Source organism: Streptomyces africanus (assembly GCF_030816955.1).
In the GTDB taxonomy this organism is placed as follows: domain Bacteria; phylum Actinomycetota; class Actinomycetes; order Streptomycetales; family Streptomycetaceae; genus Streptomyces; species Streptomyces africanus.
In genome coordinates this window covers 2,922,412-2,941,706 of sequence record NZ_JAUSYP010000001.1, presented here as the reverse complement: position 1 = coordinate 2,941,706, position 19,295 = coordinate 2,922,412, and the positions used below count along the sequence as shown (strand labels likewise).

18 protein-coding genes are annotated in these 19,295 nt (G+C 71.4%); 3 read left to right on the top strand and 15 right to left on the bottom strand.

Translation table 11 applies throughout. The annotated features are described in order from the left end of the window. Nucleotides 1–12: 12 nt before the first annotated feature. The 7 genes from QF034_RS13600 to QF034_RS13570 are packed head-to-tail and all read right to left on the bottom strand — an operon-like array spanning nt 13 to nt 7,127. Entirely contained in the window at nt 13–1,044 is a 1,032-nt protein-coding gene (locus tag QF034_RS13600; RefSeq protein ID WP_307175197.1) for a 2-hydroxyacid dehydrogenase, read from the bottom strand. After that, nucleotides 1,041–2,120, bottom strand: a complete 1,080-nt coding sequence (locus tag QF034_RS13595) for an ABC transporter ATP-binding protein (RefSeq protein WP_307175195.1) — start codon at nt 2,118–2,120, stop codon at nt 1,041–1,043. The genes QF034_RS13600 and QF034_RS13595 overlap by 4 nt, the downstream gene beginning before the upstream one ends. Then, complete coding sequence (locus QF034_RS13590; RefSeq protein ID WP_307175194.1) at nt 2,098–2,922, bottom strand: DeoR/GlpR family DNA-binding transcription regulator; 825 nt, start codon at nt 2,920–2,922, stop codon at nt 2,098–2,100. The genes QF034_RS13595 and QF034_RS13590 overlap by 23 nt, the downstream gene beginning before the upstream one ends. After that, nucleotides 2,919–4,007 (bottom strand): ABC transporter ATP-binding protein, encoded by a 1,089-nt coding sequence (locus QF034_RS13585; RefSeq protein ID WP_307175193.1) that lies wholly within the window; start codon nt 4,005–4,007, stop codon nt 2,919–2,921. The genes QF034_RS13590 and QF034_RS13585 overlap by 4 nt, the downstream gene beginning before the upstream one ends. Continuing rightward, a complete protein-coding gene (locus tag QF034_RS13580; protein ID WP_307175192.1) occupies nt 4,004–4,828 on the bottom strand; it encodes a carbohydrate ABC transporter permease in 825 nt (274 codons plus the stop codon). The genes QF034_RS13585 and QF034_RS13580 overlap by 4 nt, the downstream gene beginning before the upstream one ends. Further along, nucleotides 4,825–5,703: a carbohydrate ABC transporter permease gene (locus QF034_RS13575; protein WP_307175191.1), complete on the bottom strand. Its 879-nt coding sequence runs from the start codon at nt 5,701–5,703 to the stop codon at nt 4,825–4,827. The genes QF034_RS13580 and QF034_RS13575 overlap by 4 nt, the downstream gene beginning before the upstream one ends. A gap of 2 nt (nt 5,704–5,705) precedes the next feature. Then, nucleotides 5,706–7,127 (bottom strand): ABC transporter substrate-binding protein, encoded by a 1,422-nt coding sequence (locus tag QF034_RS13570; RefSeq protein WP_307175190.1) that lies wholly within the window; start codon nt 7,125–7,127, stop codon nt 5,706–5,708. 156 nt (nt 7,128–7,283) lie between these two features. Here QF034_RS13570 and QF034_RS13565 point away from each other — a divergent pair, with 156 nt between their 5' ends. Both QF034_RS13565 and QF034_RS13560 read left to right on the top strand, forming a co-directional pair. Continuing rightward, on the top strand, nt 7,284–8,801 hold the full coding sequence (locus QF034_RS13565) for an FGGY-family carbohydrate kinase (protein WP_307175189.1): 1,518 nt from the start codon (nt 7,284–7,286) through the stop codon (nt 8,799–8,801). Further along, the gene (locus QF034_RS13560; RefSeq protein WP_307175188.1) at nt 8,798–9,412 is read left to right on the top strand and encodes a histidine phosphatase family protein; all 615 of its coding nucleotides are present in this window, start codon (nt 8,798–8,800) and stop codon (nt 9,410–9,412) included. Before QF034_RS13565 ends, QF034_RS13560 begins: the two co-directional genes overlap by 4 nt. A gap of 119 nt (nt 9,413–9,531) precedes the next feature. Here QF034_RS13560 and QF034_RS13555 read toward each other — a convergent pair whose 3' ends face one another. The 8 genes from QF034_RS13555 to QF034_RS13520 all read right to left on the bottom strand — a co-directional run bounded on the left by QF034_RS13555 (nt 9,532) and on the right by QF034_RS13520 (nt 18,170). Next, entirely contained in the window at nt 9,532–10,179 is a 648-nt protein-coding gene (locus QF034_RS13555) for a superoxide dismutase (protein WP_307175187.1), read from the bottom strand. A gap of 130 nt (nt 10,180–10,309) precedes the next feature. Beyond that, entirely contained in the window at nt 10,310–11,689 is a 1,380-nt protein-coding gene (locus QF034_RS13550) for an amino acid permease (RefSeq protein ID WP_307175186.1), read from the bottom strand. Between the two features lie 120 nt (nt 11,690–11,809). Beyond that, nucleotides 11,810–12,703 carry a TauD/TfdA dioxygenase family protein gene (locus QF034_RS13545; protein ID WP_307175185.1) on the bottom strand — a complete coding sequence of 298 codons (894 nt, stop codon included), beginning with the start codon at nt 12,701–12,703 and terminating at the stop codon, nt 11,810–11,812. A gap of 17 nt (nt 12,704–12,720) precedes the next feature. Then, a complete protein-coding gene (locus tag QF034_RS13540; protein WP_307175184.1) occupies nt 12,721–14,064 on the bottom strand; it encodes an LLM class flavin-dependent oxidoreductase in 1,344 nt (447 codons plus the stop codon). Further along, nucleotides 14,061–14,834, bottom strand: a complete 774-nt coding sequence (locus QF034_RS13535; RefSeq protein ID WP_307175183.1) for an ABC transporter ATP-binding protein — start codon at nt 14,832–14,834, stop codon at nt 14,061–14,063. The genes QF034_RS13540 and QF034_RS13535 overlap by 4 nt, the downstream gene beginning before the upstream one ends. Further along, on the bottom strand, nt 14,810–15,688 hold the full coding sequence (locus tag QF034_RS13530; protein WP_307175182.1) for an ABC transporter permease: 879 nt from the start codon (nt 15,686–15,688) through the stop codon (nt 14,810–14,812). The genes QF034_RS13535 and QF034_RS13530 overlap by 25 nt, the downstream gene beginning before the upstream one ends. Continuing rightward, complete coding sequence (locus tag QF034_RS13525) at nt 15,685–16,740, bottom strand: ABC transporter substrate-binding protein (RefSeq protein WP_307175181.1); 1,056 nt, start codon at nt 16,738–16,740, stop codon at nt 15,685–15,687. The genes QF034_RS13530 and QF034_RS13525 overlap by 4 nt, the downstream gene beginning before the upstream one ends. 230 nt (nt 16,741–16,970) lie before the next feature. After that, nucleotides 16,971–18,170: an ROK family protein gene (locus QF034_RS13520; protein WP_307175180.1), complete on the bottom strand. Its 1,200-nt coding sequence runs from the start codon at nt 18,168–18,170 to the stop codon at nt 16,971–16,973. Between the two features lie 451 nt (nt 18,171–18,621). Between QF034_RS13520 and QF034_RS13515 the strand changes: the two genes are divergently transcribed. Beyond that, a complete protein-coding gene (locus QF034_RS13515; RefSeq protein ID WP_307175179.1) occupies nt 18,622–19,203 on the top strand; it encodes a biotin transporter BioY in 582 nt (193 codons plus the stop codon). The last annotated feature ends 92 nt before the right edge of the window (nt 19,204–19,295 follow it).

Below are 19,295 nucleotides of genomic sequence, written 5' to 3'. Positions count from 1 at the left end.
CCCCTCGTGTCCTCAGGTCAGGCAGTGCGCGAGCGGCTCGCCGCGCACCCAGCGGCCCACCTCTTCGGCGGCGATCCGCGCCGCCTTCTGCGCCACCGCGCGCGACGCACCACCCAGATGCGGGGTCAGGACGACGCGGTCGCCCAGCCCGAGAAGCCGCGAATCCGCGGGCAGCGGCTCCCGCTCGTAGGTGTCGAGCGCCGCCGCCGACACCCGCCCGCTCTCCAGCGCGTCGCACAGTGCCCCCTCGTCCAGCAGCGGGCCCCGGGCCACGTTCACCACCACCGCGCCGGACGGCAGCAGCCCCAGCTCCCGGGCGCCGATCAGCCCCCGGGTCTCGGGGGTGAGCCGGGCGTGCAGGGTGATCACCTGGGAGCGGCCCAGGAGTTCGTCCAGCGAGGTCACGCGCAGTCCGTGGATCTCGCCGTGCACGTACGGGTCGTACACCATCACCCGGGCCCCGAACGCGCACAGCACGCGGGCCACCCGGCTGCCGACGGCCCCGTATCCGACCAGCCCGACGGGCAGGTCCTCCAGCTCCAGCCCGCTCTGCTCGTACGTGTAGTACGTCGCGCCCTCCCAGCTGCCCTGCCGGGCCAGCGGGTCGTGGGCCTGGGGGATGCGGCGCAGCGCGGCCAGCATCATGCCGACGGTGAACTCGGCGGTGGCGGCGGCGTTGCGGCCCGGCGCGAAGCACACCCGCACGTCACGCTGCTTCGCCGCGTCCAGGTTGACGTTGACCGGCCCGCCCCGGCAGACCACGACCAGCCTCAGATCCGGGCAGGCGGCGAGCACCCTCTCGGTGACCGGCCCCATCTGCGTGACCAGCACCTCCGCCCCGGCCAGCGCCTCGATCATCTCGTCCTCGGCGTCACTGGCCTCCTGCACCTCGGCGACCGGCCCGAACGGCTCCAGGGGCCAGCCGAGTTTCACTTCCGTCACCCGGGCCCGCTCCACCTCCTGTTCCACCGCCCGTGTGATCAGCGACGGCAGGACGAAGTGGTCACCGGCGGCCACCACACGCACGCTGTTTCCGGCAGTCATCGCAGGGCTTCTCCCGTCTCGGCGTCGAAGACATGGGTGTGCCGGAGGTCGGCGGCGACCCGGACCCGCTCGTCGTGGGCGAGCCGTACCTCGGGGTCGGTGAGGACGACCAAGTGCCGTTCCACCCCGTCGAGGGCGAGGGTCGCGAGGCCCGACTCCAGCAGGGGTTCGTGGGCGACGACCCGGGCGGACAGGCCGTCCTCGGCGGTGAGCCGGACGTCCTCCGGGCGGATCCCGACCACCACCTCCCGCCCCTCCTCCACCGGCACGGGCAGCGCGATCCGCACCGCGTCGGAGAGGCGGGCCCGGCCGTCGCGGTCCGCGATGCCGGGCAGCAGCGTGATCGCGGGCTCCCCGACGAAGTCCGCGACGAACACGTTGGCCGGGCTGTCGTAGATCTCGTAAGGGGTGCCGAGCTGCTGGATGACGCCGTCCTTCATCACGGCGATCCGGTCGGCGAGGGACAGGGCCTCCTCCTGGTCGTGGGTGACCAGGATCGTGGTGTGGCCCAGATCCTTCTGGATGCGCTTGAGTTCGCGGCGGGTGGTGTCCCGCTGGGCCGCGTCCAGGTGGGACAGCGGCTCGTCGAGCAGCAGCACGTCCGGCTCGCGGATCAGGGCCCGGGCCAGCGACACGCGCTGCTTCTGACCGCTGGACAGGCCGGCCGGGCGGGCGCCGAGGAGGTCGGTCAGACCGACCCGCTCGGCGATCTCCTTCACCTTGCGGTCGACGTCCCCACGAGCCTTACGGCCCCGGGCCTTCAGTCCGAACGCCAGGTTCTCCGCGACCGACAGCGGCGGATACAGCGCGTAGTTCTCGAACGCGACCCCGATGTTCCGCTGCTGTGCGGGCCGCTCGACCACCGACGCCCCGCCGACCAGGATGTCCCCGCCGGTCACCGGCTCAAGCCCGGCGATCATCCGCAGCGTCGTCGACTTGCCGCAGCCGGAGGGACCGAGCAGCCCCAGCAGTTCCCCGGAACGCAGCGCGAGGTCGAGGCCGCGCACCGCGTCCACGCCCGGACGGCCCCGGGCCCGGTAGGTCTTGCGCAGATCACGTAGCTCCAGCTCGGTCATCGCTGCCCTTCGTCGCACAGACCTCGTAACGGACCTTGTGCTCGTCCAGATCCCGCAGCGCCTCCGCCGACGCCCCGTCGTCCACGAGGAGCGTGTCGAAGCGGGACAGCGGGACGACCCGGTGCAGGGCGACCCGGCCGAGCTTGGTGTGGTCGATCAGCAGGACGTTCCGTGCCGCCGCGTCGAGCATCGCCCGCTTCACGGACACGATGTGCTGCTCCTGGTGGTAGGCGTAGCCCCCGTGCACGGCCGACGTCGACGCGAAGCACACGTCCACCCGCAACTGCTCGACCGCCTCCACGCAGGACACCCCCAGGAAGGAGGAGTGCAGCGGGTCGTAGTCTCCGCCGAGCGCCATCAGGTGGATGCCTCGCTGGTCGGCCAGCAGGTTGATCGCCTCCAGGAAGTTGGTGACGACCGTCAGCGGTGTGACCTCGCCCGTGCGCAGCCGCCGGGCTATCTCCAGGGTGGACGTGGAGTCGTCCAGCAGGATCGCCATGCCGGGCTCCACCATCCGCAGCGCGTGCTCGGCCACGGCGGCCTTCTCGGCCCGCATGGTCTTCAGCCGGTACTGCACGTTCGACTCGAAGACCCCCGACGGCTGCGCGGTCACCCCGCCCCGGAACTTCCGTACGATGCCCTGCCGTTCGAGCTCGTCCAGGTCCCGGTGGATGGTCATCAGGCTCACCCCGAACCGCTCGGCGAGCTCCGCCGCCGTCGCCGATCCGTCGGCCAGCACCCGCTCGGCCATGGCGGCCTGCCGTGCCGCCGGCCCCTGCTGTCCACCACTGCTGCTGCTCATCGCTGTGTCTCTATCCGTCGTCCCGGTCGCTCCGGCCGGTCGGCCTCGAACAGCAGCAGGTTCTCAGGCCGGACCGCGAGCCGTACCGGATCGTCCGGACGAAGGCGTGCCGCGTCCGCCCGTGGGGCCACCAGCGACACCCGCTGTTCCCCGGTCCCGAGCCGGACGGTGACCTCGACGGACCGGCCGAGCACCTCGGTGACGTACACGGTCCCGGTCATCTCGTGGCCCTCGCCGTGCAGGGCGATGTCCCGGGGGCGGATGCCGACGAGGACCTCGGTGCCTGCCGGGGCCTGCGCCCGGACCGGCAGCTCCACCCCGCCGTCCGACCGCACCCCGCTCTCCGTCACCACCCCCGGCAGCAGATTGATCCGGGGCCGCCCGAAGGCCCGCGCGACCTCCGTGTCGTACGGCCGGTACCAGATCTCCTCCCGTGTGCCCGTCTGCACGATCCGCCCCTGCCGGATCACCCCGATCCGGTCCCCGAGCGCCAGCGCCTCGACCGAGTCGTGGGTGACGTACAGGGTGGTGGTGTGCTGCACGGCCCCGATCGCCTTCAGCTCGGCCCGCATCTGCTGGCGGAGCTTGGCGTCGAGGTGGGAGAGCGGCTCGTCGAGGAGGAAGGCCCGGGCGGGGCGGACCAGCACCCGGCCGAGGGCGACGCGCTGCCGCTGCCCGTTGGACAGCCGGCCCACGGGCCGGTCCAACAGCTTCGAGATCCCCAGCAGTTCGGCGATCGCGCCGATCCGCTGCCGGGCCTCGGCGGCGGGCAGCCGGTGCCGGGGCGAGCGCAGCGGCGAGGCGAGGTTGTCGTAGGCCGAGCGGTGCGGGTAGAGGGCGTAGCTCTCGAAGCACATCGCCACGCCCCGGTCGTACGGCTCCACACCCCGCATGTCCTCGCCGTCGAGCGCGACCGTGCCGGAGTCGGGCTGTTCGAGCCCGGCGACGGTCTTCAACGTCGTGGTCTTGCCCGCGCCCGAGGGGCCCAGCAGGCAGAAGAACTCACCCTCGCGGACCTCCAGTTCGAGCTCGTCGAGCGCGACGGTCTTCCCGTACGTCTTCCGTATCCCGCTCAGCCGGATCACGACTTCACCGCCCCGAACGACAGTCCCCGCACCAGATACCGCTGGATCGTCAGCGCCAGCAGCAGCGGCGGTACGACGGACACCAGCGCGGCGGCGGCCGTCAGGTTGTACTTGGGCCGGTCGCCGCCGAGGAAGGACAGCGCGCCCACGGTCACCGTCTGGGCCTCGTTGGAGGTGAGGATCAGCGGGAAGACGAAGTTGTTCCAGGCGAAGATGAACGCCAGCAGGGACACGGCCGCGATGCCCGGCTTGACCAGCGGCAGGGCCACCTTGAAGAAGGCCTGCTTGCGGGTGTAGCCGTCGAGCAGGGCCGCCTGTTCCAGCTCGGGCGTGAGGTCGGCGAAGTACGACCGCATGATCCACACGATCAGCGGCAGGGTGACCAGTTGCAGCACCCACACCATGCCGACGTACGTGTCGAACAGCCCGAGCTTCTGGTACAGCACGAACAGCGGGATGATCACGGTCAGTTCGGGCGCGAAGCGGAACGACAGCAGCGTGAACATCAGGTTCTCCGAGCCCTTGAACCGCCACCGCGCCGAGGCGTACGCCGCCGGCAGCCCGACCACCAGCGACAGCGCCACCGCCCCCACCGACACCACCAGGCTGTTGACGAAGAACCGCACGAACGGGATGCCCTCGCTGTCGCCGAGGACGGTCCGGTAGCCGTCGAGGGTGGGGGAGAAGGAGAAGTAGGTGGAGAAGAGCTGGTCCGTCGGCTTCAGCGACAGGATCACCATCCAGGCGATCGGGAACAGCGCGAAGACGAAGTAGAGGACGAGGGCGGCGTCCGCGAGCCAGCCCAGCACACGCTTCCTCACGTGGTCACCTCCGCGGCCCGCCGCTGGATCTTCCCCAGGTGCTTCACCAGCACCATCGCGGCCAGATACACCACGGCCCACAGCACGATCGTGTAGCTGATCCCGAAGGAGTAGCGCTGGAAGCGGATGGCTTCCAGATATGCCCGGATCTGGAGGACGACGGTCGAGTCACCGGGCCCGCCCTCGGTGAGGGCGTAGATGATGTCGAACACCTTCAGCGAGTCCATGAACCGGAAGATCACCGCCACCAGCACGTACGGCCACAGCATCGGCAGCGTCAGCCGCCGGAACGTGTACCACCACCCCGCGCCGTCCACGGCCGCCGCCTCGAACGGGGAGGTGGGCAGCGACCGCAGACCGGCGAGGGCGAGGATCGCCACGAACGGCGTGTAGACCCACACGTCCACGGCGATCGACGACAGCAGGGCGCCCGTCGGGGTGTCCGTCCACTGCACCCCGCCCAGACCGAAGGGCCGCAGCAGGTGGTTGACGACCCCCACGGACGGCTGGAGCATCAGCTTCCAGATGATCGCCGCGATCACCGGGGCGATCATCAGCGGCAGGATGAGGATCTTCTCCAGGATCCGGCCGAGGAGACTCGACCGGTGCAGCAGCAGGGCGACGGCCACCCCGAGCACGGTCTCGACGGCGGCCGCCCCGACCGCGTACAGCACCGTCACCCACGCCGAGTTCCAGAACGCCTCCTGCGTGAAGACGGCTCTGTAGTTCTCGAACCGCACCATGTCCGGCTGCGGTTTGCTCGCCGAGAAGTCGAACAGCGTGTAGTACAGGCCGAGCCCGAACGGGTAGAGGATCCCGCAGGTCAGCAGCAGCGCGGGCACGATCAGGACGTACGGACGCAGCGCGAGCCGCATGGCTAACGCACCTTGTCGGCGAGGTCGTCCGCCAGCCCGTCCAGGACGGACTGCGCGTCCTTGCCGCCGTAGATCTCCTGGAGGGCGGCCGCCCAGCTGGTCGTCGCGTCGAAGAACTGAGCCTGCGGGGTGAACTGGATCCTCGTCTGGTCGACGACCGTCTCGAAGGTCTCCAGGAAGCCCGGCAGATGCCGCATCTTGTCCTTGTACGCGGCGTCGCCGGCCACCGACTTGCGCACCGGGTCGATGTGGTTGTGCGTGATCGCGCTCTTGCGCAGGTGCTCCTTGCCGGTCGCCCACTGCAGGAACAGCCAACTGGCGCTCTTCTTCTTGCTCTTGGCGTTCATGCCGAGCGACCAGATCCACATGTTGGTGGCCAGGGACCCGTCGGGCCCCTTCGGGCCGGGGTGGAAGGCGATCTTCCCGGAGGCCGGGCTGGCGCCCTTCACCGCCTGGAAGTAGGCGGCCGTGTCGGCGTCGAACAGCATCCCGGCCTTCTTCGCGCCCAGGTCACTGGAGCACTGGTACCAGGTGTACGACGTCCAGGACGGCGGCCCGCCCCGCTTGACCATGTCGGCCCAGTCCTCGGTGAAGGCGACGGCTTCGGAGCTGTTCATGACGGGGGTGAGCTTGCCGCCGTCGACCCTGAAGTCCGTCAGCCCGTTGCGGGCGTACATCGTCATGAAGCCGGGATGGATGGTGGCCCAGCTCCTGGACCCGCGTACGGCGATCCCGTACATCCCGTCGAAGCCCGCGCCCGGTGCCCTCTGCTTGATGCCGCCGGCGAGTTCGGTCAGCTCCTCGAAGGTCTCGGCCGGCTTCAGGCCCAGCTTCTTGAAGACCTCCGTGTTGTAGGCGACGACGTTCGTCTCCCAGCCCCACGGCAGCGCGTACTGCCCGCCCTGCCCCAGCGGCGCGCCCGCCTTCAGCGACCACTGGTCGGCCTGCAGCAGATTCGGGAAGAAGTCCGCCTGGTCCCACTCGGCGCCCGTCGCCGAGGAGTTGCGCATCCAGGGCCCGAGGTCCTCCAGCCAGCCCGGCGGACCGTACTGCCACACCATGTACGCGCCGAGCATGAACACGTCGTAGGAGGCACGCCCGCTGGACAGGTCCACGGTGAGCTTGTCGAAGTAGTTGTCCTCCGGGAAGACGTCGTACTCGACCTCGATGCCGGTCTTCGCGGTGAAGGACTTCAGGTCGGCGATCAACGCGTCCGTGTACGGGTGCTTGTTGAGCAGCGCCTTGACGGTGGTGTCCTTCTCCCGCTTCCAGTCGAAGGAGCCGGTGACGTCGTCCGCGGCGGACCCGTCGCTCTTGCTGTCGTCCCCGCCGAAGCCGGCGCCGCAGGCCGTGAGCAGCGGGGCCGCGGCAGCCCCGGCGGCGAGCGCGAGGAAGCGCCGCCGGTCGTGCACGTGCGTGTCCATCCGTACCTCCACGTGGGGGCTGGTTAACACGTCGAGTCGACTCGTTAACAGAGGGTGGAACGGCTGAAGTTGGGCGTCAATCCCTCGCGCACGGGAAAATATCGGGGCACAGTGAGAAGTTCACAGATCCGGCTGCGACATCGTGGGAGGTTCCGGATGGCGGACGAGAGTGCGGGCTGGCTGGGCATCGACCTGGGCACACAGAGCGTCCGCGTGCTGCTCGTCACCGCCGCCGGCCGGGTCCTCGGCAGCGGCTCGGCCCCGCTGACCGGCCGGCGGGACGGGGTGCGGCACGAGCAGGACCCGGAGCAGTGGTGGTCGGCGCTGTGCACGGCGTCCCGGGCGGCACTCGGCTCCGCGCCCGGCGTGCCGGTCGGCGGCCTCGCGGTGTGCGGCACGTCCGGCACGGTCCTGCTCACGGACGGCTCGGGCCGCCCGGTGAGCCCCGCGCTCATGTACGACGACGGCCGCGCGGTGGCCGAGGCCGCCCGGGCCCGCAAGGCGGGACTCGCGGTCCAGGACACCTGGGCGCTGCCGAAGGCGTTGTGGCTGCTGGGGGAGTACGGCGGCGGGGCGGGCACGGGCCGGGCGGCCAGGGCCGGCGGGCGGGCACCCGCCCCGCGGCTCCGCCTCGCCCACCAGCCCGACCTGGTCATCGCCCGCCTCACCGGCGAACCGCCCCCGGCGGACTCCAGCCACACCCTCAAGACCGGCTACGACCTGCACGCGGAGGCCTGGCCGCAGGCCGCTCTGGCGCAACTCGGCCTACCCGAGCGCCTGTTGCCCGACGTCGTACGCCCGGGCACCCGCCTCGGCGAGGTCTGCCCGGACGCCGCCGACGCCACCGGCATCCCCGCCGGCACCCCGGTGCTCGCCGGGATGACGGACGGCTGCGCGGCCCAGATCGCCTCGGGCGCGCTGCGCCCCGGCTCCTGGAACTCGGTGCTCGGCACGACCCTCGTGCTGAAGGGAGCGACCCGGGACCCGGTCCGGGACCCCACCGGCGTGGTCTACAACCACCGCGCCCCCGACGGCACCTGGCTGCCCGGCGGGGCGTCCAGCGTCGGCGCCGGGGCGCTCAGGGCGCACTTCCCGGACGCCGACCCCGCCGCGATGGACGCACGGGCGGCGGCGTTCGAGCCGTCCCGTGCGGTCGCCTACCCGCTGGTCTCGCCGGGGGAGCGGTTCCCGTTCCGGGCGCCGGACGCGACCGCCCTGGTCCTCGGCGAACCCGAGGGCGACGCCGGCCTGTGGGCCGCGCTGCTCCAGGGCGTCGGCTTCGCGGAACGCCTGTGCCTGGACTATCTGCACCACCTCGGCGCCCCGCTCGACGGCCCGCTCACCTTCACCGGCGGCGGCGCGCGCAGCCGCTACTGGAACCAGCTCCGCGCCGACATCCTGGCCCGCCCGGCCCGCGTCCCCGAGCAGACCGAACCGGCCCTGGGCATGGCCGCGCTGGCCGCGTACGGGGCGTCGGGGGCGGGGGCGCTCGCGGACGTCACCGAGCGCATGGTCCGCGTCCGGACCGTCCTGGAACCCCGCCCCGACCGCACGGCGGCCCTCGCCGAGCCGTACGCCCGCCTCGTCCACGCCCTGCGGGAACGCGGCTGGCTGCCCGCCCCCGTAGCGGAACACGCCCTGACCCGCCTGCACCTGGACACTGGGGAGTCATGACCACCACGCTCCTGCTGGCCCGCCACGGACAGACCGTCTGGCACGCCGAGAACCGGTACGCCGGCGTCAGCGACATCGGCCTCACCGACACCGGCCGCGCCCAGGCCGAGGCCCTCGGCCGCTGGGCCGCCGCCCACCCCGTAGACGCGATCTGGACGTCCCCGCTCTCCCGGGCCGTCGCCACCGCCGATCCCGCCTGCCGTGCCCTGGGTCTCGTCCCGCGGCGCGAACCCGGCCTCGCGGAATGCGACTTCGGAGTCGTGGAGGGCCGTACGCTCGCCGAGTTCGAGGCCGAGAACCCCGACCGGGCCGCGGCCTTCCGCGCCGACCCCGTCGCCCACCCCTTCCCCGGTGCCGAGGACCCCGCGGCGGCAGCGGCCCGCGGCGCCGCCGCCCTGCGCCGCATCGCCGGCGCCCACCCCGGCGGACGCGTCCTCGTCGTCGCCCACAACACCCTGTTGCGCCTGGTCCTGTGCACCCTGCTGTCGATCCCGGCCGGGGAGTACCGCCGGGTGTTCCCGCGCCTGCGGAACGCGGCGATCAGCGAACTGCGCATGAACCCCGACGGTTCCGCCGCACTCCTCTCCCTCAACGTGCCGTGCCAGTCCTAGGGGGGCGCGCGGAAAGCCCCCGCGAGTCACGTCCTCGCGGGGGCTTCCTTCTCTCCGCCTGCCGTCGTGAAGGGTGAGAAGACGATCACGAGGCAGGACGACTCGACGGCACGCCGCCGTCAGGGCGTCAGCAGCAGCACGTCCGCGCGGGACTTGGCGGCCTCGTAACGCCGCGCCACGTCCTGCCAGTTGACGACCTGCCACATCGCCTCGATGAAGTCGACCTTCTGGTTCCGGTACTGGAGGTAGAAGGCGTGCTCCCAGGCGTCGAAGACGAGGATCGGGGTCGAGCCCTGGCCGACGTTGCCCTGGTGGTCGTAGACCTGCTCCACGATCAGCCGCCCGCTCAGCGGCTCGTAGGCCAGCACGCCCCAGCCCGAGCCCTGGGTGGTCGCCGACGCCTTGGACAACTGCGCCTTGAACTTCGTGAACGACCCGAACGACTCGGCGATCGCGTCCGCGAGCTCGCCCACACCGTCCTGCGCCAGCGGCTCACCCCCGCCGTCCTTCGGGCCGGTCATGTTCTGCCAGTAGATGCTGTGCAGGATGTGCCCGGACAGATGGAAGGCCAGGTTCTTCTCCAGCCCGTTGACGGCTCCCCACGTCTCCCTGTCCCGCGCCTGAGCGAGCTGCTCCAGCGTGTCGTTGGCGCCTTTCACATAGGCCGCGTGGTGCTTGTCGTGGTGCAGCTCGATGATCTCGGGGCTGATCACGGGGGCGAGCGCGGAGTAGTCGTACGGGAGCTCGGGCAGCGTGTAGACGGGCATGACGGGGAACCCTCCGGACCTCTTATTGCAATTAGCTTGCAACTGCACGCTAGCAGCAAGAGGGTGTGACGGGTGCCCAGGACACACAAAAAGGCCCCCGCGTGTCGCGGGGGCCCGGGTGCCGGGTTCCCTACTGCCGAGCGCGCGCCTTCTGCCACGCGTACCCGACCGCCGCCAGGACCAGAACCATCCCGCCCGTCGAGTACAACTGCACCCGCGTGTCGGGCTGGCGGGCCATCAGGACGAAGACGGCGGCCATGCCGGCCAGCGCGACCCACGTCAGCCACGGGAACGCCCACATCCGCACGACCAGCTTCTCCGGCGCCTCCCGCTCCAGGCGTCGCCGCAGCCGCAGTTGCGAGACGGCGATGAAGATCCAGACGACCAGGATCACCGCGCCGATCATGTTCAGCAGCCAGGAGAAGACGTCGTTCGGCCGCCAGTAGCTCAGCAGCACGCACACGAAACCGAAGACGGAGGACGCGAGAACGGCGATCCGCGGGACCCCGCCCGAGACCCGGCCCAGCACCCTCGGGCCCTGGCCGCGTCCCACCAGCGAGTAGGCGATGCGCGAGGCGCCGTAGATGTTGGCGTTCATGGCGGACAGCAGGGCCACCAGCACGACGACGTTCATCAGCTGGCCGGCGCCCGGGATGCCGAGCTCGTCGAGGGCGGCCACGTACGGACCCTTCTCGACGACCTCCTCGGAGTCCCACGGCACCAGCGTGACGATGACGGCCATCGAGCCGACGTAGAACAGCGCGATCCGCCACATCGCGGTCCGGACCGCGCTCGCCACGCCCTTGACGGGGTTCTCCGACTCGGCCGCCGCGATGGTGACCGTCTCCAGCCCGCCGTAGGCGAAGACCGAGGCGAGCAGGCCGATGACCAGGCCCTCGCCGCCGTTCGGCAGGAAGTCGGACAGATGGGTCGCGCCCGGCGAGTCCGTGCCCGGCAGGATCCCGAGGATCGCCAGGACGCCGAGCACCAGGAACAGGGTGATCGCGCCGACCTTCAGGGCCGCGAACCAGAACTCGAACTCGCCGAAGTTCTTCACGGCCGCGAGGTTCGTGCCGCAGAACACGACCATGAACAGCGCCACCCAGGCCCACTCCGGCGTGCCCGGCAGCCAGCCGCTCACGATCTCCGCGGCACCGATGCCCTCCAGACCGACGGCCGTGCACAGCAGCACCCAGAACGCCCATCCGGCGGTGAATCCGGCCCAGGGGCCGATCGCCCGCTCCGCGTGCGCCGAGAACGAACCCGACGACGGATAGGCGGCCGACATCTCGCCGAGCATCCGCATCACCAGCATCACGAGGAGACCGGAGAGGGCGTAGGCGACCACGATCGACGGACCGGCGGCGGCGATGCCCGCGCCGGAACCGACGAACAGTCCGGCGCCGATCACCCCGCCGAGGGCGATCATCGACAGGTGGCGCTGCTTCAGGCCATGGGAGAGGGAGACGTCGTCCCTGCTGGGCGTCTCCGTGGTGGTGCTGCTGGGCATGGGCGCGGCTCGTCCAATGCGTGAGAGGCGTGCGAGGGAAAAAACGCCGCCAGTCTCGGATGCCTCCCCGGGAAACGGAGAGGCATCCCACCATCCGGACGGCCGCGTCGCTCTTCGTGACTACGCGGCGACCGGCGTGTAGTGCGAGGCGTCGCCCTCGATGACGTAGCTCTCCTTACCCTCGATCCCGACGGGGATGTCTCCCGCGACCGTGACCCGGTGCAGCCGGCGCGGCAGACCGTCGTAGTTGTCGACGGCGTAGTGCTGGGTGATGCGGTTGTCGAACACGACGAGCTGGTTCGGCGACCAGCGGTGCCGCAGGACGTTCTCCGGCCGCACGACGTACGCCTGGAGCAGGTCGAGGATCTTGCGGGACTCGCCCGGCGACAGGCCCACGATCCGCTGCGCGAAGCCGCCGATGAACAGCCCGCGCTCGCCGGTCAGCGGGTGGACGCGGACCACCGGGTGGACCGTGCGGTACTTGATCGAGGTGAACTGGGCGCGCCGGGCGGCCTGCGCGTCGTCGACGTCCTCGTCGGGGACGGCGTAGTCGTAGTCGTTGGTGTGCTCGGCCCACAGCGTGTCGGCGAGGGTGCGCAGCGACGCGGGCAGGTTCCGGTAGGCGGCGGCCGAGCTGGCGATCAGCGTCTCGCCGCCGTACGGGGGGACCGTGATGCTGCGCAGGCTGGTGGCCTGCGGCGGGTTGAGGACGAAGGTGACGTCGGTGTGCCAGTGGTTGGCGGCCCGGCCGCCCTCGCTGTCGACGGGCAGGACGTTCGGGGCGCCGTCGACGGAGGACACCGTCGGATGGGCGGCGGTGATCTCGCCGAAGTGACGGGCGAAGGCCTGCTGGCCCGCGTCGTCCAGCCCCGCCGCGTCGAAGACGAGGGCCTTGTGGGCGTTGAGCGCTTCACGCAGGGCGCTGTACGTCTCCTCGTCGAGGGGCCGGGTGATGTCGACGCCTTCGACGCGGGCGCCGATGTTCGCGGTGACCTTGTGGATCTCGATGGCCATGACGGGTTCCTTCCGGATCAGACGAGAACGGGGGCGAGGACGTGCTGGTTGGCGGGGCGCGGGAGGCCGTACCGCTCCCGCAGGGTCCGGCGGGAGCCGCCGTACCCGGTGCGGAGCAGGCCCCGGGCGCGCAGGATCGGGACGACGTGCTCGACGAAGGCCTCCAGGCCGGACGGCAGCACCGCGGGCATGATGTTGAAACCGTCGGCGGCGCCCGAGCCGAACCAGAGCCCGATGGTGTCGGCGACCTGCTCGGGCGTCCCGGCGAACGTGAGGTGCCCGCGCCCGCCGCCGAGCCGCCCGATCAGCTGCCGCACGGTGAGCCGCTCGCGGCGGGCCAGCTCGACGACGAGCGTGTAGCGGCTCTTGGCGCCCTCGATGGCGCTCTCCGGCGGCAGGTCGGAGGGCAGCGGGCCGTCCAGGTCCAGGGTGCCCGGGGTCAGGTGCAGCAGCCGCTCCAGGCGGTCCACTCCGTGCGTGTGCACGATGTGGTCCTCCAGGACCCGCTCGTGCGCTCGCGCCTCGGCCTCCGTCGAGCCGATCACCGGCACGATGCCCGGCAGCACCTTGATGTGGTCGGCGTCGCGGCCGGCCGCGACCGTCCGGGACTTGAGGTCGGCGTAGAAGGCCCGCGCGTCCTCGACGGTCTGCTGGGCGGTGAACACCGCCTCCGCGTACCGCGCGGCGAACCGCTTGCCGTCCTCGGAGGAGCCGGCCTGCACGAGCAGGGGGTAACCCTGGGGTGTGCGGGGCACGTTGAGTGCCCCCTCGACGCTGAAGTAGCGGCCCTGGTGCCGGGGCGGGTGGATCTTCGTGTCGTCGCCCCACACTCCCGCCGCCTTGTCGGCGACGATCGTGTCGTCCTCCCAGCTGTCCCACAGCTTTAGCGCCACGTCGAGGAACTCGGCGGCCCGCGCGTACCGCTCGGCGTGCGCCGGCTCGGCGTCCAGACCGAAGTTGCGGGCGGCCTCGGCACCGGCGGTGGTGACGATGTTCCAGCCCGCCCGGCCGCCGCTGATGTGGTCCAGGGTGGCGAACTTGCGGGCCAGGTTGTACGGCGAGTTGTACGAGGTGGAGGCCGTGGCGATCAGGCCGATGTGCTCGGTGGCCGTGGCCAGGGCGGTCAGCAGGGTGATCGGCTCCAGTGCCCCGGCGGGCCGCTGGGCCACACTGCTCCACAGCTGCGGGCCGTCGGCGAGGAACAGCGAGTCGAAGGTGCCGCGCTCGGCGATCCGGGCGAGCCGCACGTAGTGCGCCAGGTCCACATGCGCGTACGGGTCGCTCTCCGGCAGCCGCCACGACGCCTCGTGGTGGCCGGTGGTCATCAGGAACGCGTTGAGGTGCAGCCGTCTGCGGGTCATCGATGGTCCTCCGTGACACCGAGCGCGGCCAGCAGCCGCTCCCGGTACTCGCCTAGCAGGGGGTCGCGGTACGACCGCGGGTGCGCGCGGCCGATGGTGAGGTCGAGGCCGATCCGGCCCTTTTCGAGGACGAGCACCCGGTCGGCGAGCACGATCGCCTCGTCCACGTCATGGGTGACCAGCAGCACGGAGGGGCGGTGGCGCTCCCACAGCTCCCTGAGCAGGCCGTGCATCCGGATCCGGGTGAGCGCGTCCAGCGCCCCGAACGGCTCGTCGGCCAGCAGCAGTTCCGGCTCGCGGACGAGGGACCGGGCCAGTGCGGCGCGCTGGGCCTCCCCGCCGGACAGCTCGCCCGGCCAGGCCCGCTCGCGGCCCTTCAGCCCCACTTCTTCCAGCGCCTCACGGCCGCGCCGCTCGGCGTCCTTGCCGTCGAGTCCGAGCAGGACGTTGGCGAGCACCCGCCGCCAGGGCAGCAGCCGGGAGTCCTGGAAGACCACCGACACCCGCTCGGGGGCGGTGAGCTGCCCTCCCCCAAGCTCTCGGCTTCGCTCGAGCAGGGGGGACCCCCACCCGGTGACACCGTGGTCGAGTCCGGCGATCGCCCGCAGCAGCGTGCTCTTGCCGGAGCCGCTGTGCCCGAGCAGGGCGGTGAGCTGCCCGGCGGGCAGATCGAGGTCGATGCCGTCGAGGACCGTGCGGCCGTCGAACGACCGGGTCAGACCCCGCAGTTGGACGGCGGGCCGGGTCAGCTGCTCAGTGTGCGGCGCCATGACAGCACCCTCCGTTCGACGATGCGGACCGCGCTGTCGGAGATGAGGCCGAAGATGCCGTAGACGACCAGGCCGACCAGGATGACGTCCGTCTGGCCGTAGTTCTGCGCCTGGAACATCATGTAGCCGAGCCCGCTGGTGGCGTTGATCTGCTCCAGCACCACCAGGCCCAGCCAGGAGCCGGTCACGCCGAGCCGCAGCCCGACGAAGAAGCCGGGCAGCGCGCCGGGGATGACGACCTGCCGGATGAACCGGTACTTCGACAGGCCCTGGACCTCGGCCAGTTCGACGAACCGGCTGTCGATGCCGGACAGCGCGGCATGCGTGTTGAGGTAGACCGGGACGTAGACGACGATCGCGATGATGGCGATCTTGAAGGTCTCGCCGATGCCCAGCCAGAGGATGAACAGCGGGATCAGACCCAGGGTGGGGATCGCCCGGTTGAGGTTGACCGTGCCGTCGATCAGTGCCTCGCCGGTCCGGGTGAGCCCGGACGCCAGCGCGAGCAGGATTCCCACGGTCAGGCCGATGGCGAAGCCGGCGGCCGCGCGCTGCAGCGAGGTCAGGATGTCATCCGGCAGCGTGCCCGCGCTCCACAGGCGGCTGCCCGTCTCCAGCACCGTCCAGGGCGCCGGGATCGCGCCCGTGTCGAGCAGTCCGGCCGCGGAGGCGACGACCCACAGGGCGAGGACGACGGCGGGCCCGACGATCCGGGTGGCGGGCAGCCGCCTGCCGGGGGCCAGCCGCCGGCGCCTGCGCACCTGGCGCGTCTCCTCGACGGCGGCGGCGAGCGGTGCGGCGGCGGTCCTGTTCGTGTGCGTGGTCGTGTGCGTTGTCGTGGTCACGGCGGTCACCTCCGGTACTCCGCGGGTACGGCCTTCGCCGCGATGGACTCGAACCGGTGGTCGAAGAGCTCGGAGACGTCGAACTTCTTCACGAAGCCGCCCTCCGCGAGCAGATCGGCGGTCTCCTGCTCCCACGCGATCGCCTCGTCCCAGCGCGGCGGGAACAGCGGCTTGTTGGCCAGCGCGGTGACCGCCTTCGCCTGGGCCAGAGTCAGGTTCTGCGTCCCGACGTAGAACTGCTCGTTCCACTCGTCGGGGTGCTCGTACGTCCACACCTGGCCCTTCGCCCAGTACGGGATGTACGCGGCGATCGCGGCGGCCTTCGCGGAGTCGTTCAGCACCGAGACCGGCGCCCACAGCAGGTTGAGCAGGTCCACCACGTCCGTGGTGATGGTCCGGGCGGACCTGTACTTCGCCAGGTACGCCGGCGCCTGCGTGTTGCCGAGCGGGGCGATGTCCACCTGCCCGGACTGCAGGGCGGTGAGGAACTGGTTGCTGGTCAGCGGCACCAGCTCCACGTCGTCGTACGCCAGCCCGGCCTTCTTCAGCGCCCGCAGCAGCACGACACCCTGGGCCTGCCCCTGGGAGAAGGCCAGCCGCTTGCCCTTGAAGTCGCCGACCTCGCGAATGTCGCTGCCGGGCTTGGTGGCGAACAGGTAATTGGGCTTGCGGGTGATGTTGATCGCGACGATCTTCGCGTCAAAGCCCTGGTAGTGCGCCTGGATCGGAGGAATGCCCGCGTTGTTGGCAACCTCCAGCGACTTCGCGCGGAAAGCGTTGATGACATCGGGGCCCGCGCCGATGTTCAGCCAGTGGGACACCTTGAACGGCAGGTCGCGGAAACCGGCCAGCTTGAACTGGAGTTGCTGCGCGTTCTGGTACGAGGCGATCTGCAGGCTCGTACCCGCGGGAACCTTGGAGGCCAGAGGGGCGTCGGACGCCGCCTCGGCCGCGGCGCTGTTGTCCGCGCAGCCGCTCAGTCCGGCCGCCGCGGCCGTCACGCCGAGCAGTGAGGTCAGGAACAGTCTCCGGTCGACACCGGAAACGGGGGGCGAAGGCATGGGAGTACTCCCTGGGGATGGAAGACGGCACAGCACGCGGAATTCCGGCAGGAAAAGCCGGGCAGGGGAATTCACGTGAATTTCACACGGGAAGGAGAAGGCGCTCCGTGAACGGGCGCCGGGGGCGCGTCAACGGGTCAGCAACAGAGAGTGCGACAGCTCGTGAGCGGGCTCATGAACAGGATGTTCCCGGCCATGCGCGACTCCTGTCAACATTCCGAGTTTCTGAATTAAATGACCTCAGGTGACGCGCCCAGCGGATCCCGGTAGAGGACGTCGAGCGCCACCGCACCACCCGCCACGGCCAGGACGGATTCCGGGAAACTGATCGGTGACACGGTCGCGGCGCGGCCGGCTTCGACCTCTTGCCGCAACGCGGTCAGGCAGTCCTCCCGGTGCATGATGCCGATCTCCGTCACGACCACCCGCTCGGGGTTGAGCACATCGAGCAGCAGCCGCACCGCACGCCCGACCCTGCGCGACCGCTCCAGCAGCAGCCGTACGGCCACCGGGTCACCGGCCGCGGCGGCGCCGACCACGTGCATCGGGTTCACCCCGTCGACGATCCCCGCCTCGCGGGCCCGCCGGCACAGCGTCCGCTCGCTCAACTCGGCCTGGAGGCAGCCCACACGGCCGCAGTCGCAGTTCTCCGTGCCGCCAGGCACCGGCAGATGGGCGATGGCCCCGGCCTGGGAGCGCGGCCCGTGGTGCACCTCGTCGTGGGTGGCGAACGCCGCGTCGACCACATTGCCCGCGAACAGATGCAGCACGCTACGGCTGCCCCGTGCCCCGCCGAACAGGCGCTCCGCGTTGACCAGCGCCCGCGCGTGCCCGTCCACATGGACCGGCAGCCCGGTGTGCGCGCCGAGCACCTCCCGCACCGGCACCTCGCGCCAGCCCAGCAGCGGATGCTCGACGACGGTGCCCGAGTCCCGGTCCACCCAGCCGCCCGCGGCGAAACCGACGCCCAGGGACCTGCGGCCGGGAGCCCCGGCGAGCAGTGCCGCCAGCCCGTCGGCGGCCCGCGCCAACGCCACCGCGGGCTCGGTGCGTTCGTGCTTCATCTCCCGCCGGGCCACCACCCGCCCGCGCAGATCCAGCAGCGCGACGGTGGTGTGCGGCACCGCCACGTGCACGGAGCCGACCACGAACCGGGAGTCGTCCAGGTCGACCGGCAGATGCGGCCGTCCCACGCCCCTGGAGCGCCGGAGCGCGGCGGACTCGCGGATGAGCCCCAACTCGGCGAACCGGGCACAGTAGTCGGTCACCGACGCCGGCGACAGGCCGGTCAGCCGGGCGATGGTGCTGCGCGCGACCGGCCCGTGCTCCAGCACGGACCGCAGGACGACACTGGCGCTGGTACGGCGCCGGTCGCTGTCGGCGACACGGGGGATGGGAGACGTCAGAAGGGGAGCCGCGGTACGGGGCATGGGAATCTTCCTGGAGGCCGGTCCGACACTGCGCCGTCTCGTGCGGCGAGCCGGATCCCTCCGCCCCGCCTCACACCGGGCGGCGACAGGTGGCCGTGCCCTGGCGTCGCAGGTCGACGTAGCGACGCGACGAGAAGTACCGGGCCTGGGCAACCATGTCCGCGACGCTAGCAAAGCGGCCCGGGGCTGCCCAGACGGTGACCGACGGGCGAGACGGCGGACCCGGCGCCGTTGGGGGAAACCTACAGACGCCCTTCGACCGGTCTCGGTGTCGCGCACCACCTCATCACCGTGACCGGCGTCACCTCGTACCCGGTGTGGGCCGCACTCTTTGTCCGGAGCCAACCAACCGTGTGTTCGTGCCTTTGTCGACCGCGGACGGTGATCGCGGTATGGACGCTGGGATAGCGTCACGGTGTCCCGACCGGCCCTCACTCCCGCGGAGTCCCCCATGAGCACCGCTGCCGCCACACCCGCCCGCACCGGGCAGGTCCTCGCCGACCTGCTGCCCGTCTCCCGAGTCCGGGACGCGGCCCTCGTGCTCGGCGGAGCCGCGCTCACCGGCCTCGCCGCCCAGATCTCCGTGCCCGTGCCCGGCTCCCCGGTGCCCGTGACCGGCCAGACCTTCGCCGCACTGCTCGTCGGCACCGCCCTCGGCGCCGGCCGCGGCTTCCTCGCGCTGGCGCTGTACGCCGTGGCGGGCCTCGCCGGTGTGCCGTGGTTCGCGAGCGGCACCTCCGGCGTCGCCCCCTCCTTCGGCTACATCCTCGGCATGATCCTCGCCTCCACGGTGGTGGGCGCCCTGGCCCGCCGCGGCGCCGACCGCTCGGTACTGCGCATGGCGGGCACGATGCTGGTGGGCGAGGCGATCATCTACGCCGTCGGCGTGCCCTACCTGGCCCTCGCCACCGGCATGTCCGCGACCGCCGCGATCGCGGCCGGCCTCACGCCGTTCCTGATCGGCGACGCGCTGAAGGCGGCGCTGGCGATGGGGGCGCTGCCGACGGCATGGAAGTTCGCGAACAAGCGCTGAACCCGTAGGCGTTGACAAGAGGCCCGCCGGGGGCGCCACGCCCCCGGCGGGCCTCTTGGCGTAAGCACGGTCGGCAGGGGCTGAATCAGCCC

Excerpts from the sequence above, each read along its gene's own strand:
- QF034_RS13600 (WP_307175197.1), bottom strand. The coding sequence starts at position 1,044 with ATGACTGCCGGAAACAGCGTGCGTGTGGTGGCCGCCGGTGACCACTTC.
- QF034_RS13555 (WP_307175187.1), bottom strand. The coding sequence starts at position 10,179 with ATGCCCGTCTACACGCTGCCCGAGCTCCCGTACGACTACTCCGCGCTC.
- QF034_RS13575 (WP_307175191.1), bottom strand. The coding sequence starts at position 5,703 with ATGCGGCTCGCGCTGCGTCCGTACGTCCTGATCGTGCCCGCGCTGCTG.
- QF034_RS13565 (WP_307175189.1), top strand. The coding sequence starts at position 7,284 with ATGGCGGACGAGAGTGCGGGCTGGCTGGGCATCGACCTGGGCACACAG.
- QF034_RS13515 (WP_307175179.1), top strand. The coding sequence starts at position 18,622 with ATGAGCACCGCTGCCGCCACACCCGCCCGCACCGGGCAGGTCCTCGCC.
- QF034_RS13525 (WP_307175181.1), bottom strand. The coding sequence starts at position 16,740 with ATGCCTTCGCCCCCCGTTTCCGGTGTCGACCGGAGACTGTTCCTGACC.
- QF034_RS13545 (WP_307175185.1), bottom strand. The coding sequence starts at position 12,703 with ATGGCCATCGAGATCCACAAGGTCACCGCGAACATCGGCGCCCGCGTC.
- QF034_RS13595 (WP_307175195.1), bottom strand. The coding sequence starts at position 2,120 with ATGACCGAGCTGGAGCTACGTGATCTGCGCAAGACCTACCGGGCCCGG.
- QF034_RS13590 (WP_307175194.1), bottom strand. The coding sequence starts at position 2,922 with ATGAGCAGCAGCAGTGGTGGACAGCAGGGGCCGGCGGCACGGCAGGCC.
- QF034_RS13535 (WP_307175183.1), bottom strand. The coding sequence starts at position 14,834 with ATGGCGCCGCACACTGAGCAGCTGACCCGGCCCGCCGTCCAACTGCGG.
- QF034_RS13520 (WP_307175180.1), bottom strand. The coding sequence starts at position 18,170 with ATGCCCCGTACCGCGGCTCCCCTTCTGACGTCTCCCATCCCCCGTGTC.
- QF034_RS13550 (WP_307175186.1), bottom strand. The coding sequence starts at position 11,689 with ATGCCCAGCAGCACCACCACGGAGACGCCCAGCAGGGACGACGTCTCC.
- QF034_RS13570 (WP_307175190.1), bottom strand. The coding sequence starts at position 7,127 with ATGGACACGCACGTGCACGACCGGCGGCGCTTCCTCGCGCTCGCCGCC.
- QF034_RS13540 (WP_307175184.1), bottom strand. The coding sequence starts at position 14,064 with ATGACCCGCAGACGGCTGCACCTCAACGCGTTCCTGATGACCACCGGC.
- QF034_RS13560 (WP_307175188.1), top strand. The coding sequence starts at position 8,798 with ATGACCACCACGCTCCTGCTGGCCCGCCACGGACAGACCGTCTGGCAC.